Annotated in this window: 10 protein-coding genes; 7 read left to right on the top strand and 3 right to left on the bottom strand. The window is 72.3% G+C overall.

Annotated elements, in window-relative coordinates; translation table 11 throughout:
• The gene (locus tag Asi03nite_RS02405) at positions 1-1503 is read right to left on the bottom strand and encodes a DUF3492 domain-containing protein (RefSeq protein ID WP_203676701.1); all 1503 of its coding nucleotides are present in this window, start codon (positions 1501-1503) and stop codon (positions 1-3) included.
• A 1003-nt stretch (positions 1504-2506) separates the two neighbouring features.
• On the opposite strand from Asi03nite_RS02405, the gene Asi03nite_RS02400 reads away from it, so the two are divergent.
• The 4 genes from Asi03nite_RS02400 (at position 2507) to Asi03nite_RS02385 (ending at position 8182) form a co-directional block, all read left to right on the top strand.
• Positions 2507-2701, top strand: coding sequence for a hypothetical protein (locus Asi03nite_RS02400; RefSeq protein WP_196413816.1), 195 nt, complete (start codon positions 2507-2509; stop codon positions 2699-2701).
• Between the two features lie 495 nt (positions 2702-3196).
• Positions 3197-6775 (top strand): chromosome segregation protein SMC, encoded by a 3579-nt coding sequence (gene smc / locus Asi03nite_RS02395; RefSeq protein ID WP_203676700.1) that lies wholly within the window; start codon positions 3197-3199, stop codon positions 6773-6775.
• Positions 6776-6812: 37 nt separating this feature from the next.
• Positions 6813-7427, top strand: coding sequence for an HAD family hydrolase (locus tag Asi03nite_RS02390; protein ID WP_203676699.1), 615 nt, complete (start codon positions 6813-6815; stop codon positions 7425-7427).
• Between the two features lie 89 nt (positions 7428-7516).
• Positions 7517-8182 (top strand): hypothetical protein, encoded by a 666-nt coding sequence (locus Asi03nite_RS02385; RefSeq protein ID WP_203676698.1) that lies wholly within the window; start codon positions 7517-7519, stop codon positions 8180-8182.
• Between the two features lie 11 nt (positions 8183-8193).
• Here the strand turns inward: Asi03nite_RS02385 and Asi03nite_RS02380 are convergent, their stop codons facing one another.
• Positions 8194-8712, bottom strand: coding sequence for a DinB family protein (locus Asi03nite_RS02380; RefSeq protein ID WP_203676889.1), 519 nt, complete (start codon positions 8710-8712; stop codon positions 8194-8196).
• A 45-nt stretch (positions 8713-8757) separates the two neighbouring features.
• Positions 8758-10437 (bottom strand): alkaline phosphatase D family protein, encoded by a 1680-nt coding sequence (locus Asi03nite_RS02375; RefSeq protein ID WP_203676697.1) that lies wholly within the window; start codon positions 10435-10437, stop codon positions 8758-8760.
• 123 nt (positions 10438-10560) lie between these two features.
• Between Asi03nite_RS02375 and ftsY the strand changes: the two genes are divergently transcribed.
• From ftsY to Asi03nite_RS02360, 3 genes are all read left to right on the top strand, one after another.
• Positions 10561-11721: a signal recognition particle-docking protein FtsY gene (ftsY, locus tag Asi03nite_RS02370; protein ID WP_203676696.1), complete on the top strand. Its 1161-nt coding sequence runs from the start codon at positions 10561-10563 to the stop codon at positions 11719-11721.
• Positions 11722-11762: 41 nt separating this feature from the next.
• Positions 11763-12560, top strand: a complete 798-nt coding sequence (locus Asi03nite_RS02365; RefSeq protein ID WP_203676695.1) for an aminoglycoside phosphotransferase family protein — start codon at positions 11763-11765, stop codon at positions 12558-12560.
• A 178-nt stretch (positions 12561-12738) separates the two neighbouring features.
• Complete coding sequence (locus Asi03nite_RS02360; protein ID WP_275409305.1) at positions 12739-14106, top strand: ammonium transporter; 1368 nt, start codon at positions 12739-12741, stop codon at positions 14104-14106.
• The last annotated feature ends 4 nt before the right edge of the window (positions 14107-14110 follow it).

Raw genomic sequence — 14110 nt, 5'->3', positions numbered from 1 at the left:
TCAGTCCTCCCTGGTCAGCCAGCGCAGCGTGGCCGGATTCGGGGTACGGGGAGCGGGCACGGTGAGCGACAGTTCGAAGGCCGGCGCCGGGGGCGGCGCGGCAAGATCGGTGTAGAGGGCGCCGTACACCCGCACCACCCGGTCGGCGGTGAAGTGGCTCAGCGCACGGGTCCGGGCGGCCTCGCCCAGCGCCCGGCGGCGGGGCGTGTCCCGGAGCAGGGCGACGATGGCGATGGCCAGCTCGGACGGGTCGTCCGGCGGCACCACGACGCCGGTGTCGCCGAGCGTCTCGCCGGCCGGGCCGATGTCCAGGGCGACCACCGGCCGGCCCGACATCATCGCCTCCACCAGGTGCGACGGGGGATCGGACGGGCCCGGCACGTGCGCCACCACCTGTCCGACGGTGAACCGCTCGCGCGGGTCGGCGGGCAGCGGGTGCAGCCGGATCGCGCGGCCCAGGCCGGTCTGCTCGATCTGGTCGGCGCAGTGCTCCTCGTGTGCCGCGGTGATCCCGACCAGGTGCAGCACGGCGCCCGGCAGAGCCGCCGCGACCTCGGTGAACGCCTCCAGCACCAGGGTCAGCCCGCTGTCCGGGCCACCGCTGCCGGCCCACACCACCGTCGGGGGCGTGTCCATCTCGGCGGCGCCCGGGTACTCCTTCGGGTCGACGCCGGCCGGCACCTGGACCAGGCGCGCCGGCTCCGCGCCGTGCTCCAGCGCCCAGCCGTGGTGGTACGTGCTCAGCGGGGCGATCAGTTCGGCCTCGGCGTACCCGGTGCGGGCCACGGCACTGCGGAACCGGCGCAGCACCAGGCGGACCGCGGGGGACAGCCGATCCTCCGCCGGGCGCTGCCGGGCCACCGGCGTGCGGGCTTCGGTGAGCAGCAGCGGCGTGCTGCTGCGCCACCGGCCGGAGAGCGCGGCCAGCAGCGGCTTCGTCCCGCCCACGCAGTGCACCAGGTCCACCTCGGGGACCGGCACGGCCAGCGCACGCAGGGCGTGCCGGAGCAGGGTGGCAGCGGTCCGCGCGTCCCGCACGCCGAGCTTCGGCAGATTCTCCGGTACGGGGTGCAGCCCCCACCGCCACGAGTCGAGCAGCTTGTCGGCGAGCGGGAGACGGGTCAGCGGGCTGGGCCGGTTCGCCGCCATCTCGGCGATGCCGCGCAGACCTTCGGCGAACACGTCCGTCGCCGACTCGTCGAACAGGCCGTGACACAGGTGGGCGACCGCGTCGGCGGCGCCCTGGGGCAGGTGGGCGCGGCGTCGCGCGGCCCGGGCCGGCTCGCGGCCCAGCGCGATGGCGCGCGCCGAGCCGACGTTCGGTGGGAGGGGGTACGCGGGAGCGGACGGCAGTTCCCGGTCCGTGACGGTGAGCAGCTCGAAGTGGTACCGGGGCAGCCCTTCGACGAGCGTCCGGCACCAACCTCCGAGGGCGTCGCGGCGGTACGGGTACCCGCCGCCGGTGAGCAGACAGATGCGCTCGCGCGACCGGGTCGGATTCACGCTGGAGGCAACGACACAATGCCCCCGGGCCAGCGGGCGATGTCAGCTAGGCGACAGAAATACGCGGCGTTTGTCCCAATTTGTCGTCCATGTTTGCCCGTTTTTGCCCGAAAGGCCATGGTGTTCGCGACCCCTTCACGACCGGTCTGGATCGAGTCCCGTCCACCGCCCCGATCGAGCCCGGTCCCCGGCCCTGCCCGGCACCCGGTCGAGACCGCCCCCCACCCGGCGGAGCCCGCTCTCGACCGGTCGGCCCCAGCCCTCCCCGCCGCCCGTCCGCCCCGCCCGCAATGCCGCCCGCGCACCGCTCACGGCCAGCCGGCGGCTCCCCCGGGGTGGCCGTGGGCGGTGTCCACGGGCGCCCCGTGGTGGAGCGCAACCGACCCGGCGGCGGCGACCCACGCCCACCGCTCTGGCGACCGGGTGACCGGGTGACGGTGCGCTGTTGACTGTGAGTGGCGGACCGTGACGCATGGGGCCGGAGAGGGGGCGAATCCGGGTTCCTTTCAGGTGCGGCCTGGGTGATTCTGAGTAAGAGAGGGGACGTGTTCGCCGCGGGCGGGCGACTTTCTTGATCGAATGAGTGGCCTGGAGGCGCCATCGACGCGTACGGTGTTGATCGAACTTCGTCGAGTGAAGTGGCCGGACAGTGTCCCACTGTGCTGAGCCGGCCGCCGGGAACGGGCATAATCCCTGTTCAAGACTCCCTGGTGGCGTGATTCACTGACGTCGGCCGGTCGACCGCATGCGCTCGGCTTGACGGAGCATGGGTATCGGCGGACTATGGAGATGTCGCCAATCGCGCCCACTCATGCCCCGGTTCCTTCGTGGCTTGAGCCCTCGCACCTAAGAGAGTTCCGTCGCAGCAGTGGCAGAGCTCTGTGCTCACGCGTGCCCGTGAGTTTCTTTCGTGCGTCAGTTCGCGCGTTGAGCGCAGGTTTTGGCCGGCCGTTTCCCGGCGAAGCGAACACATACGAGACGCACCGCGTCACAAGGAGTCACGATGGCGAAGGCCCTCTACGGCCACGTAGGTGCGGCGCCCGACCGGCGCCTGCTCGACGAGGTCACCCGACTGCGTTCCAGGGTGCAGGCCCTTGAGTTCGAGGTCACCCGCCTGCGGGCGGAGAACGACCGGCTCGCGGCGGCGGCCGCCGAGGCGGACGATTTCGCACGGCTCACCGAGCCTGCGCTGACCTGAGCCCGACCGGCCGCCGGGACGTCTCTGCGGGGTGACCTACCGGCGTTCATCCCCCTTGCACCACAACGCACGGAAGAAAAGCGCGCCTCCACTTCACGTGGCGGCGCGCAGTTTTTTGTGAGGAGAGCCGCGCGCGCGGAGGGCCGGCGCGCGGTTCCGGTGAGGAAGGGCCGCGGCGCGCGGGGGCCGGCGCGCGGTTCCGGCAAGGATCCCGGGCGCGCGGGGCCGGCGCGCGGTGTCGGTGAGGAAGGGCCGCCGCGCGGGGACCGGCGCGCGATTCCGGCGGGGCTCCGCGGCGCGGCGGCGCCGAAAGGGCGATGGGCGTCCGGGTTCCGCCGGAGGCGGAGCGCACCGCAAGATCGTGGTGGCGCGCCAAGGCCACGGCGAGGCCGCTTTTCCAGGCCGTCGACCGCTCGGGCGTGCCGTAGCGGTGTCCCGCCCGACCCATGAGGGTAGCCTGCCACCCAGCAGACCACCGCCGACCCTCGGAGATCCGTGCACCTCAAGAGCCTGACGGTCAAGGGCTTCAAGTCCTTCGCCTCCGCCACCACCTTGCGGCTGGAGCCGGGCATCACCTGTGTGGTGGGGCCGAACGGCTCCGGCAAGTCGAACGTCGTCGACGCCATCGCCTGGGTGCTGGGCGAGCAGGGGGCGAAGGCGCTCCGCGGCGGCAAGATGGAGGACGTCATCTTCGCCGGCACGGCGGGGCGGGCGCCGCTGGGCCGGGCCGAGGTCACACTGACCATCGACAACAACGACGGCGCCCTGCCGATCGACTACACCGAGGTGTCGATCACCCGGCGGATGTTCCGCGACGGCGCCAGCGAGTACGAGATCAACGGCAGCTCCTGCCGCCTGCTCGACATCCAGGAGCTGCTCAGCGACTCCGGCATCGGCCGGGAGATGCACATCATCGTGGGCCAGGGCCGGCTCGACGCGATGCTGCACGCCAAGCCGGAGGACCGTCGCTCGTTCATCGAGGAGGCGGCCGGCGTCCTCAAGCACCGCAAGCGCAAAGAGAAGGCGATCCGCAAGCTCGACGCGATGCAGGTCAACCTGAACCGGTTGAACGACCTGACCGCTGAGCTGCGCCGCCAGCTCAAGCCGCTGGGCCGGCAGGCCGAGGTGGCCCGGCGCGCCGCGGGCATCCAGGCCGACCTGCGCGACGCCCGGCTCCGGCTGCTCGCCGACGACCTTTTCACCTTGCGTACGACCCTGGACAAGGAGATCGCCGACGAGTCCGCGATGCGGCAGCGGCGGGGCGAGGTCGAGGAGGAGAACCGCGAGGTCCAGCGGATGCTCGCGGACCTGGAGTTCGCGCACGCCGAGGACGCGCCGCTGCTGCAGGCCGCCCAGGACACCTGGTACAAGCTTTCCACCCTGCAGGAGCGTTTCCGCTCCACCGAGCAGCTGGCCACCGAGCGGCTGCGGCACCTGGCGGCCACCCCGGACGACGAGCGCCCGGGTCGCGACCCGGACATGCTGGAGGCCGAGGCGGAGCGGGTCCGGGAGCAGGAGGAGGAGCTGCGCGAGGCGCTCACCGAGGACCAGATGCGGCTGGCCGAGGCGGTCGAGCACCGGCAGGAGCTGGAGCGCGAGCTGGCCGCCGCCGAGGGTGAGCTGCGGGCCGCCGCCAAGGCGATCGCCGACCGCCGGGAGGGCCTGGCGAAGCTGGTCGGCAACGTGAACGCGGCGCGCGCCCGGACCAGCAGCGCGGCCGAGGAGATCGAGCGCCTGGCCGCCGCGCACGAGGACGCGCTGATGCGTGCCGAGGCGGCGCAGGCCGAGGTGGACGTGGTGTCCGCCGAGTCGTCGGACGCCGACCGGGACAACGCGGAGCTGGACGCGCGGCACGACGAGGCGGTCGCCGCGCACGACAAGGCGGCGGCCGTGGTGCGCGAGCTGTCCGACGCGGAACGGGCGGCGGAGAAGGACGCCGCCAGCCTGAAGGCCCGTGAGGAGGCGCTCGGGCTGGGCCTGCGGCGCAAGGACGGCGCGGGCGCGCTGCTCGCCAAGAAGGACCAGGTGCCCGGCCTGCTGGGCAGCCTGGCCTCGATGTTGACGGTGCGGCCCGGGCACGAGACGGCGCTGTCCGCGGCGCTGGACACGCTTGCCGACTCGGTCGCCCTGGCGGGTCTGGACGAGGCGGTGGAGGCCGTCCGTACCCTCAAGATCGCCGATGCCGGCCGGGCGACGCTGGTCATCGCGGCTCCGGCCGGGCCCGGCATGCAGGGGTCGCGGGACGCGCTGCGTCCGGGCCTGCCGGAGGGCGCCCTCTGGGCGCCGGACGTGATCGACTGCCCGGAGCAGATCCGGCCCGCGCTGAACCGCGCGTTGCGTGACGTCGCGCTCGTTCCCGACCTGGCCGCGGCGGCCGCGCTGGTCGCCGCGAACGCCGAGTTGCGGGCGGTGACGCCGGAGGGCGACGTGCTGGGCGCGTGGGCGGCGGCCGGCGGCTCGGCGAAGGCGACCAGCTACATCGAGGTGCAGGCGGCTGTGGACGAGGCGAGGGCCGGCCGGGCCGCCGCCGAGGAGCGGATCGCCGAGCTCAAGGAGCGGCTGGGCGAGGCGCGGGCCGAGGTCGCCGAGCTCAAGCAGGCGGTGGCGGCGGCCGCGCAGGCGAAGCGGGCCGCCGAGGGTGAGCGCAACGCGGCCGCCCGCCGGCTGGCCGAGCTGGGCGCGGCGGCGCGCTCGGCGAAGGCGGAGAGCGAGCGGCTCGGCGCGTCCCGGCAGAAGGCCGAGGCGGCCCGGGAGGCCGACCTGATGCGGGTGGCCGAGCTGGAGGAGCGGCTGCGGCTGGCCGAGGACACGCCGATCGACGAGGAACCGTCGACCGAGGAGCGCGACCGGCTGGCCGCGCTGGTCCCGCAGGCGCGGCAGAACGAGATGGAGGTACGGCTCGCGGTCCGTACCGCCGAGGAACGGGTCTCCTCGATCGCGGGCCGCGCCGACTCGCTGATGCGGCAGGCCAACCAGGAGCGGCAGGCCCGGGAGCGGGCAGCGGCCCGGCGGGCGGCACGGGCCCGCGGCGCGGAGATCGCCCGCGCGGTCGCCGCGGGCGCTGGAGCCGCCCTGGCCCGGGTCCGGGTCTCGCTGGCCGCGGCGGCCGAGGAGCGGGACCGGATCGCGCAGGAGCGGACCAGCCGGGAAGCCGAGCTGCAGGAGGTGCGGGCCACGGCGAAGCGGCTGGTCACCGAGCTGGAGCGGCTGACCAGCGAGGTGCACCGGGACGAGATGGCCAGGGCCGAGCAGCGGATGCGGATCGAGCAACTGGAGGCCAAGGCCGCCGAGGACTTCTCGCTCGACGTCGAGACCCTGATCAGTGAGTACGGCCCGGAGCAGCTGGTTCCGCCGACCCCGGCGGACGTGGCCGCCGCCGAGCGGGACGGCAAGCCGGTCCCCGAGCCGGTCCCGTTCCACCGGGCCGGCCAGGAGAAGCGGGCCAACAAGGCGGAACGCGACCTGACCATGCTGGGCAAGGTGAACCCGCTGGCGCTGGAGGAGTTCGCCGCGCTGGAGGAACGCTACAAGTTCCTCTCCGACCAGCTGGAGGACCTCAAGGCCACCCGCAAGGACCTGCTGACCGTGGTCAAGGACGTGGACGACCGGATCCTCGAGGTGTTCACCTCGGCGTTCGAGGACACCGCCCGCGAGTTCCAGCAGGTCTTCCAGGTGCTGTTCCCGGGTGGTGAGGGCCGGCTGGTGCTGACCGACCCGGAGGACATGCTGACCACCGGCGTCGAGGTGGAGGCGCGCCCGCCGGGCAAGAAGATCAAGCGGTTGTCGCTGCTCTCCGGTGGTGAGCGCTCGCTGACCGCGGTGGCGATGCTGTGTGCCATCTTCCGGGCCCGCCCCTCGCCCTTCTACATCATGGACGAGGTCGAGGCGGCCCTCGACGACGTCAACCTGGGCCGGTTGATTACGCTCTTCCAGCAACTCCGGGAGAAGAGCCAGCTGCTGATCATCACGCACCAGAAGCGGACGATGGAGGTCGCGGACGCGTTGTACGGCGTGACCATGCGCGCCGGCGTCACGCAGGTGATCAGCCAGCGGCTCAACCCCGGTCCGAACTAAGCGGACTGAAGACTGATCAATCGGAGGACTGGAAAGCATGCGGGACCGCGCCCGGGCTCTGCTGATCGACCTGGACGGCGTGCTGCGCCGCTGGGATCCGGCCCCGATGATCGCCGTCGAGGTGAAGTACGGGCTGAAGCCGGCAGCCCTGCTGGAGACCTCGATGTCGTGGGACATCTACCGGCCCGCGATGGCCGGTGAGATCTCCGACGCGGAGTGGATGGGCCTGGTCGCGAGCCGGCTGCCGCTCGACGGGGCGGACGCGGCCGCGGCGGTTGCGCAGTGGCAGGCGTACCGGGGCGAGGTGGACCCGGAGGCGCTGGAGTTCGTCCGCGGGGTGCGCGCCGCCGGCCGTACGGTCGGGCTGGCCACCAACGCCACCGACCGGCTCCGCGGCGACCTGGACGCGCTGGGCCTGACCGGCGAGGTGGACGTGGTGATCAGCTCGTCGGAGCTGAAGGTGCACAAGCCGGCGCCGGAGTTCTTCGAGCAGGCTTGCCGGGCGATCGGGACGCTGCCCAAGCACGTGCTGTTCGTGGACGACGACGACCGGGCGATCCGGGGCGCGCGGGCGGCGGGCCTGTCCGGGTACCGGTGGGCCGGGACCGAGCACGTGCCGTACCTGCGCAAGGCGCTCGACATCGTGGACTGACCTGGCATCTTGCCTGGAGGAATAGAGGGTGCTCGTCCCGGAAAGATAAGGGGTGTGCCGGCCGGCACGATTGCCCCGAAGGGACGGTTATGTCATTTCTGCGCGGTTTCGGTGTCCTGGCCAGCGGCCTCACCCTGGTGCTGAGCGCCACCTCCTGCAGCTCCGCCGACGACAGCGAGCCGCTGCTGCCCGGTTCGCCGGAGTCCGCGTCGGCCGCGCCCACGGCGCCGGCCTCGGCGGCGGCCGGCGCCAGCACCCCGGCGGGTTTCGCCCCGGTCGGCCCGGGCGCCGAGATCCGCGGCGGGCGGCAGTTCGTCTTCGCCACCACCGAGTCGGGTGGCCGCGCCATGCTCACCGTCGGCCCCGACGGCATCCTGACCACTACCGATCACCTCGAGGACCGGGCGCTGTTCGTCACCACGCCGGTGCGGCCCGGCGGCGACGAGTACCTGCTGCAGACCGCCAAGCTGGTCCAGGGCGGCGAACCCTGGTGCCTGCAGGTCCACTCGCCGGGCGGCGGCGCGCCGCTGGACCTGAAGACCGCGGCCTGCGACGCCGCCGAGCGCGACCAGATCTTCACGTTCCCGAAGACCCCGGACGGCAAGGGTCGCCTGATCGAGGTCAACGGACTCTTCGCCCTGGCCGGCAGCGACGAGGGCAAGGTCGTGGTCCAGGAGAGCGGCGAGGGCGACGCGATGAGTTCCTTCACGGTACGGGACCAGGGCGAGTCCACCCTGCCGCAGCTGGGCGACTAGGTGTTGCGCCCTCAGCCGCCGGTGACGCCGTCGATCCGCTCGCGGAGCAGGTCGGCGTGCCCGTTGTGCCGGGCGTACTCCTCGATCATGTGGGTGTAGACCCAGCGCAGGCTGGTCGGGCCGGCCCGGCCGGGGAACTCGTGCTCCAGCGGCAGGGCGGCCACCGCGTCGTCACAGAGTTCGATCTCGGCCAGGAAGGTGGCGAGGTCGGCCTCGGCGTCGGCGCCCGCCACGTCGTCGAAGTCGCCGTCCGGCCTCTCCTCGGTGCAGTAGATGTCGCCGACCGTCTTGTCCTGCCGGGCGTTGATCCGGAACCACCAGCGTTCCACCTCGGCCATGTGCCGGACCAGCCCGAGCAGTGTCAGGTTGGACGGCTCCACGCTGGCCTGCTTGAGCTGCTCGGCGGTCAGGCCGGCGCACTTGTGCAGCAGCGTCTGCCGGTGGTGGTCGAGCCAGCCCTGCAGCATCGGCCGCTCGTCGCCGGTGCGCGGTTCGGTCACGCGGTGCGCCTCGGGCGCGGTCCAGGTAATCATCGACGTCATCCTGGTGCAGCCGACGGCCCGGCGCCACGCATTTCAGGGCCGGTACGTGCTGGCCGCCACCTCGTGCAGCCGCCCGTCCCTGGTGGTGCCCTCGATCAGCGCCGACGCGGTCCGCCCGGTCAGGGTGAGGGTGCCGATCGCGTTGCCGAAATACGGACCGGACAGCCGCTTCCACCGGATCAGCGGCTTCGCCACGCCCGCCGACCTGGCCAGGCCCCGGGCCACCCGGGCGACCGGCGGCAGCCAGCTGAACCGCATCAGCGGGCGCAGCGGCAGCGGCACCTCGTTGTGGATCGGCGAGCAGGTCAGCTGCATCACCGGGGTGGCCATGGCATGCCCGAAGTCGGCCCGGGCCACGTACGAGTGGTGCACGTCCCCGGAGAGCACGCTGATCGACGCCGGCGCCGCGTACGCCCCGCCCGCGCCGACCCGGTGCCCGGGCGCGCCCACGCCGCCCTCGCCGAGCCGCCGGAACAGCTCGCCGAGCGCGGTGAACGACTTCCCGAACGCGGCCCAGTGCTCCAGGTCGAACGCGCGCCGCACCTTCTCCGCGAACGCCGCCCAGCGCGGCCGGCGCGACTCGGCGGCCCGCTCGTTCCAGGCCTCCAGGTGGTGGATGGCGGGTGGCATCAACCACGGCAGCGACGACCCGACGACCAGGTGGTCGTACTCCCCGTGGGCCTGGTTGATGAACCAGTCCCACTCGGCGGCCGGCAGCATCGCCCGCGCGCCCGGGGTGAGCACCCGGTTGCACCGGTTGTCCAGCACGACCAGGCGGGTGCGGCCCAGGTCGAGCGCGAAACTCCACTGGTACGGCCGGTCGGTGTTCTCCGGCGAGCCCGGGTCGTCGGCCTGCAGGCCGAACTCGCGCAACAGGTCGGTGGCGTCCTCGGCGGCCGACACCTTCTGGTAGAGCGGGTCGGCGGCCAGCTCGTCCGGGCTGAGGTTGCCCAGGTGCTGGTAGACCCAGTAGGAGCCGAGACCCCCGGAGATCCGCTCGCGCCACCACGGCTCCTTCGACATGTCGGCCCGCCAGGACGCCGAGGTGTTCCAGTCGTCGATCAGCTCGTGGTCATCGAAGATCATCACGCTCGGGACGGTGGAGAACAGCCAGCGCACCTCGGGATCGCGCCAGGACTCCAGGTAGAGCTTGGTGTACTCCTCGAACGTCACCACCTGGTCGGCCGGCGCCTCGTTCCCGGCTGGCCGGTTCCGGCGCAGGAAGCGGCGCACCTTGTGCGACGTCTCGTCGGCGTAGACCTGGTCGCCGAGCAGCACCAGCAGGTCGGGGCGGTGGTCCGGGTCGGCCATCAGCCGCCGGGCGTAGGCGTCCAGCGCGTCCGGCGGCAGGTGCCGGCCGGTGGCCTGCGGAGTGCCCTGCCGGCAGGAGCCGAAGAGCAGGCTCACCGGCTGGGCCGAGTCGTCGGCGGCCCGGGTGCGGATCACCGAGGGCGGGTACGGCGAGCCGGCCGCCGGCCACACCTCGTGGTCGTCAAGCGTCACCCGGTAGGCGTGGGTGGAACCGGGCGCGAGACCGGACACCACGACGAGCGCGTAGTGGTGCCCGTACGCGCAGAAGGTGGCGGCGGCCCCGGCGGCCCCGCCCTGCGCCTCGACCCGGACGTGCGCGGGCTCGCTGGTCTCCACCCAAATGGTGGCTCGATCGCCGGTCACCCGGCGCAGCACCGGTCCGATGAGCAATTGCGCGGTCACTGAACGGCACCGGCCTTCCAAGCTGGTTCTCGGGGGGTGCCCACATCCTTCCCAATGAGCGCCCGGAATCGCCAGTGCGTGGCCCACGCCACGGCCGGACGGCTCATCTGTCAGGATTTCGGCATGGAATACGTGGTCGCCGCAGTGATCCTGCTCGTCGTCCTGCTCGTGGGCGCGGTCGGGCTGGTGGTGCCGAGGATGCGCCGCAAGGAGCTCCCGCCCCCGCCGGTTCCCACGGTGGAAGAGCTCCCGCCGCTCGTCGAGAAGGCCGAAGAGCCGGTTGTCGTGGTCGAGGAGCCGGTAGCGGCGCCGGCGGAGGCGCCGGTCGCGGAGAAGCCGGTCGTCGAGGTCCCGGAGCCGACCGCCGGCCGTCTGGTCCGCCTGCGCGCCCGGCTGGCCCGCTCGCAGACCGCGCTGGGCCGGGGCCTGCTCACCGTCCTCTCCCGGGACCACCTGGAGGAAGACGACTGGGAGGAGATCGAGGACAGTCTGATCACCGCGGACGTCGGTGTCGAGGCCACCCAGGTGATCGTCGAGCGGCTGCGCGAGCGGGTCCGCGTCCTCGGCACCCGGACCGTGGCCGAGGTGCGCGAGCAGCTCGCCGAGGAGCTGGTCGCGGCGCTGGAGCCGGACCTGGACCGCAGCCTGCGGACCATGCCGCACCCCGGCCGGCCGGCGGTCGTGATGGTGGTCGGCGTCAACGGGGCCGGCAAGACCACCACCTGCGGCAAGATCGGCCGGGTGCTGATCGCCGACGGCCGGACCGTGCTCTTCGGCGCGGCCGACACGTTCCGCGCGGCGGCCACCGAGCAGCTGGCCACCTGGGGCGAGCGGGTCGGCGCCGAGACGGTCCGCGGCCCGGAGGCCGGCGACCCGGCCAGCGTGGCGTTCGACGCGGTCAAGCGCGGCATCGAGACCGGCATCGACACGGTGGTGGTGGACACCGCCGGCCGCTTGCAGAACAAGGTCGGCCTGATGGACGAGCTGGGCAAGGTCAAGCGGGTGGTGGAGAAGCACGGCCCGGTCGACGAGACGCTGCTCGTGCTGGACGCCACCACCGGGCAGAACGGGCTGGAGCAGGCCCGGGTGTTCACCGAGGTGGTGGATGTCACGGGTGTGGTGCTCACCAAACTCGACGGCACCGCGAAAGGCGGCATCGTCATCGCTGTGCAGCGCAAGCTGGGCATTCCGGTGAAGCTGGTGGGCCTCGGCGAGGGACCGGACGACCTCGCTCCGTTCGAGCCGGCGGCCTTCGTGGAGGCCCTGCTGGGTGAGACCGCGTAGTCTCACAGGGACGTTACGCGGAAGTATCAGGGAGGCTGTGGGTGACGCAGGAGCCGCTGCGCGAGATACCGCTGCACGGTGGCAACGTCAGCACGGTGTCCCGGATCGGCGACACGGTCCGGCGCAACGCCGGGCCGTGGACGCCCGCCGTGCACGCGCTGCTCAACCATCTGGAGCGGGTCGGGTTCACCGGCTCGCCGAGCGCGCTGGGCATGGACGAGAAGGGCCGCGAGGTGCTCTCCTACCTCGACGGAGAGTGCGGGGAGTACCCGCTGGCCCCGCACTGGGTGACCGAGGAGGCGCTGGTCACCGTCGCCACCATGCTGCGGATGTTCCACGACGCGCAGTACGGGTTCGTCCCCCCGCCCGGGGCCGTCTGGCGCTCGTTCGGCCCGCCCCCGCCGGACACCGAGGTGATCTGTCACCACGACGCGGCCCCGCACAACGTGGTCTGGCGGCCGGACGGCACGCTCGCCCTGATCGACTTCGACCTGGCCTCGCCGGGCTCGCGGATCTACGACGTGGCGTACGCGGCCTGGACCTGGGTGCCGCTGTTCAGCGACCGCGACTCGTACACGCTGGGCTGGAAGCGGCCGAACCGCCCGCGCCGGCTGCGCCTGTTCGCCGACGCCTACGGGCTGATCCCGCGGGACCGCCACCGGCTGGTGCGGACCATCAGGAAACGGATCGTCGACCACGTCGAGGGCATCCGCCGGATGGCCGCGGCCGGTGACCCGGCGTTCGTCCGGATCGTGCACAAAGGACATCTGCGCAGGCCAATGCGGGATTTGCGCCTTCTGGACTACGAACGTCACACGCTGGAATACGCGCTTCGATGATCCAATACCGGTTGTGAGGGTTTCTTCACACGCCGGAAACAACCCGTGACGCGCCGGAAATCGCGCGTAGACCGTGCTCGAAACAGCCGCCCGACACGCTCTGCGTCGAACCGGCCGACACGGCGAAGCTGCCTCAGCGGTCGGGTGTGCGAGGACACCTAATCCGAGAGGAGGCAGCGTGGAGATCAACGTCGGCAATACCGCCTGGTTGCTCCTGTCGTCTGCGCTCGTTTTGCTCATGACCCCCGGCCTGGCGCTCTTCTACGGTGGCCTCAACCGGTCCAAGGGCACCCTCAACATGATGATGATGAGCTTCTCCGCCATCGGGATCATCTCGGTGCTGTGGGCGCTCTACGGTTTCAGCCTCGCGTTCGGCGCCAGCGGCAGCGCGGGCCTGAACAACTTCATCGGCAACCTCACCCAGTACGGCGGCACCAGCATCGACTGGGCCGGCGACCTCTGGGGCACGACCGGCATCCCGGTCTACGTCTTCATGGCGTTCCAGATGATGTTCGCGATCATCACCGTCGCCCTGATCAGCGGCGCGCTCTCGGACCGCCTCAAGTTCGGCGGCTGGGTCCTGTTCGCCATCGGCTGGTTCACCGTCGTCTACGTCCCGGTCGCGCACTGGGTCTGGGGCGGCGGCTGGATCGGCGCCAAGCTGCACGCGCTGGACTTCGCCGGCGGCACCGCGGTGCACATCAACGCCGGTGCGGCCGCCCTCGGCGTGGCCCTCGTGCTCGGCAGGCGGGTCGGCTGGCCGCGGGAGAACATGCGCCCGCACAACGTCCCGTTCGTCGCCCTCGGCGCCGGCCTGCTCTGGTTCGGCTGGTTCGGTTTCAACGCCGGCTCCGAGCTGACCGTCGACAGCGTCACCGGGGTGGCGTTCGTCAACACCCAGCTCGCCACGGCCGCGGCGCTGGTCGGCTGGGTGGCCGTCGAGTGGATCCGGGACCGCAAGCCGACCGTGGTCGGCGCGTCCTCCGGCGCCGTCGCCGGCCTGGTCGCGATCACCCCGGCCTGCGGCTTCATCGCCCCGCTGCCGGCCGTGCTGCTCGGCGTCATCGCCGGTGCGGTGTGCGCCCTGGCCGTCGGCCTGAAGTACCGGTTCGGCTACGACGACTCGCTCGACGTGGTCGGCGTCCACTTCGTCGGCGGCTGGATCGGCTCGCTGTTCATCGGCCTCTTCGCCACCAACAGCGCCAACAGCGCGATCTCCGACGTGCTCGGCGCCAAGGACGGCCTGTTCTACGGCGGCGGCTTCACCCAGCTCGGCCGGCAGTTCGTCGGCAGCGCGGCGGTGACCGTCTTCTCCCTGGTCGTCGCGGCCCTGATCGCCTTCGTCCTGAAGTCGGTCAAGCTGCTGCGGGTCACCGAGGAGGCGGAGATCGGCGGCATCGACATCTCGGACCACGGCGAGACCGCGTACGACCTGACCCCGGCCGCGGGTTCCGGCGGTGGCGCCTTCGCCCTGGCGGGCCTCGGCACGCCCAGGACGGTCGACGCCGACGGCAAGGCTGACACCAGCCAGAAGGTCGCCGGTTAATCTC

Origin of the sequence: Actinoplanes siamensis (assembly GCF_016862395.1) — a bacterium.
GTDB classification, from domain to species: Bacteria; Actinomycetota; Actinomycetes; order Mycobacteriales; family Micromonosporaceae; genus Actinoplanes; species Actinoplanes siamensis.
This window is presented reverse-complemented; position numbering and strand designations above follow the sequence as displayed.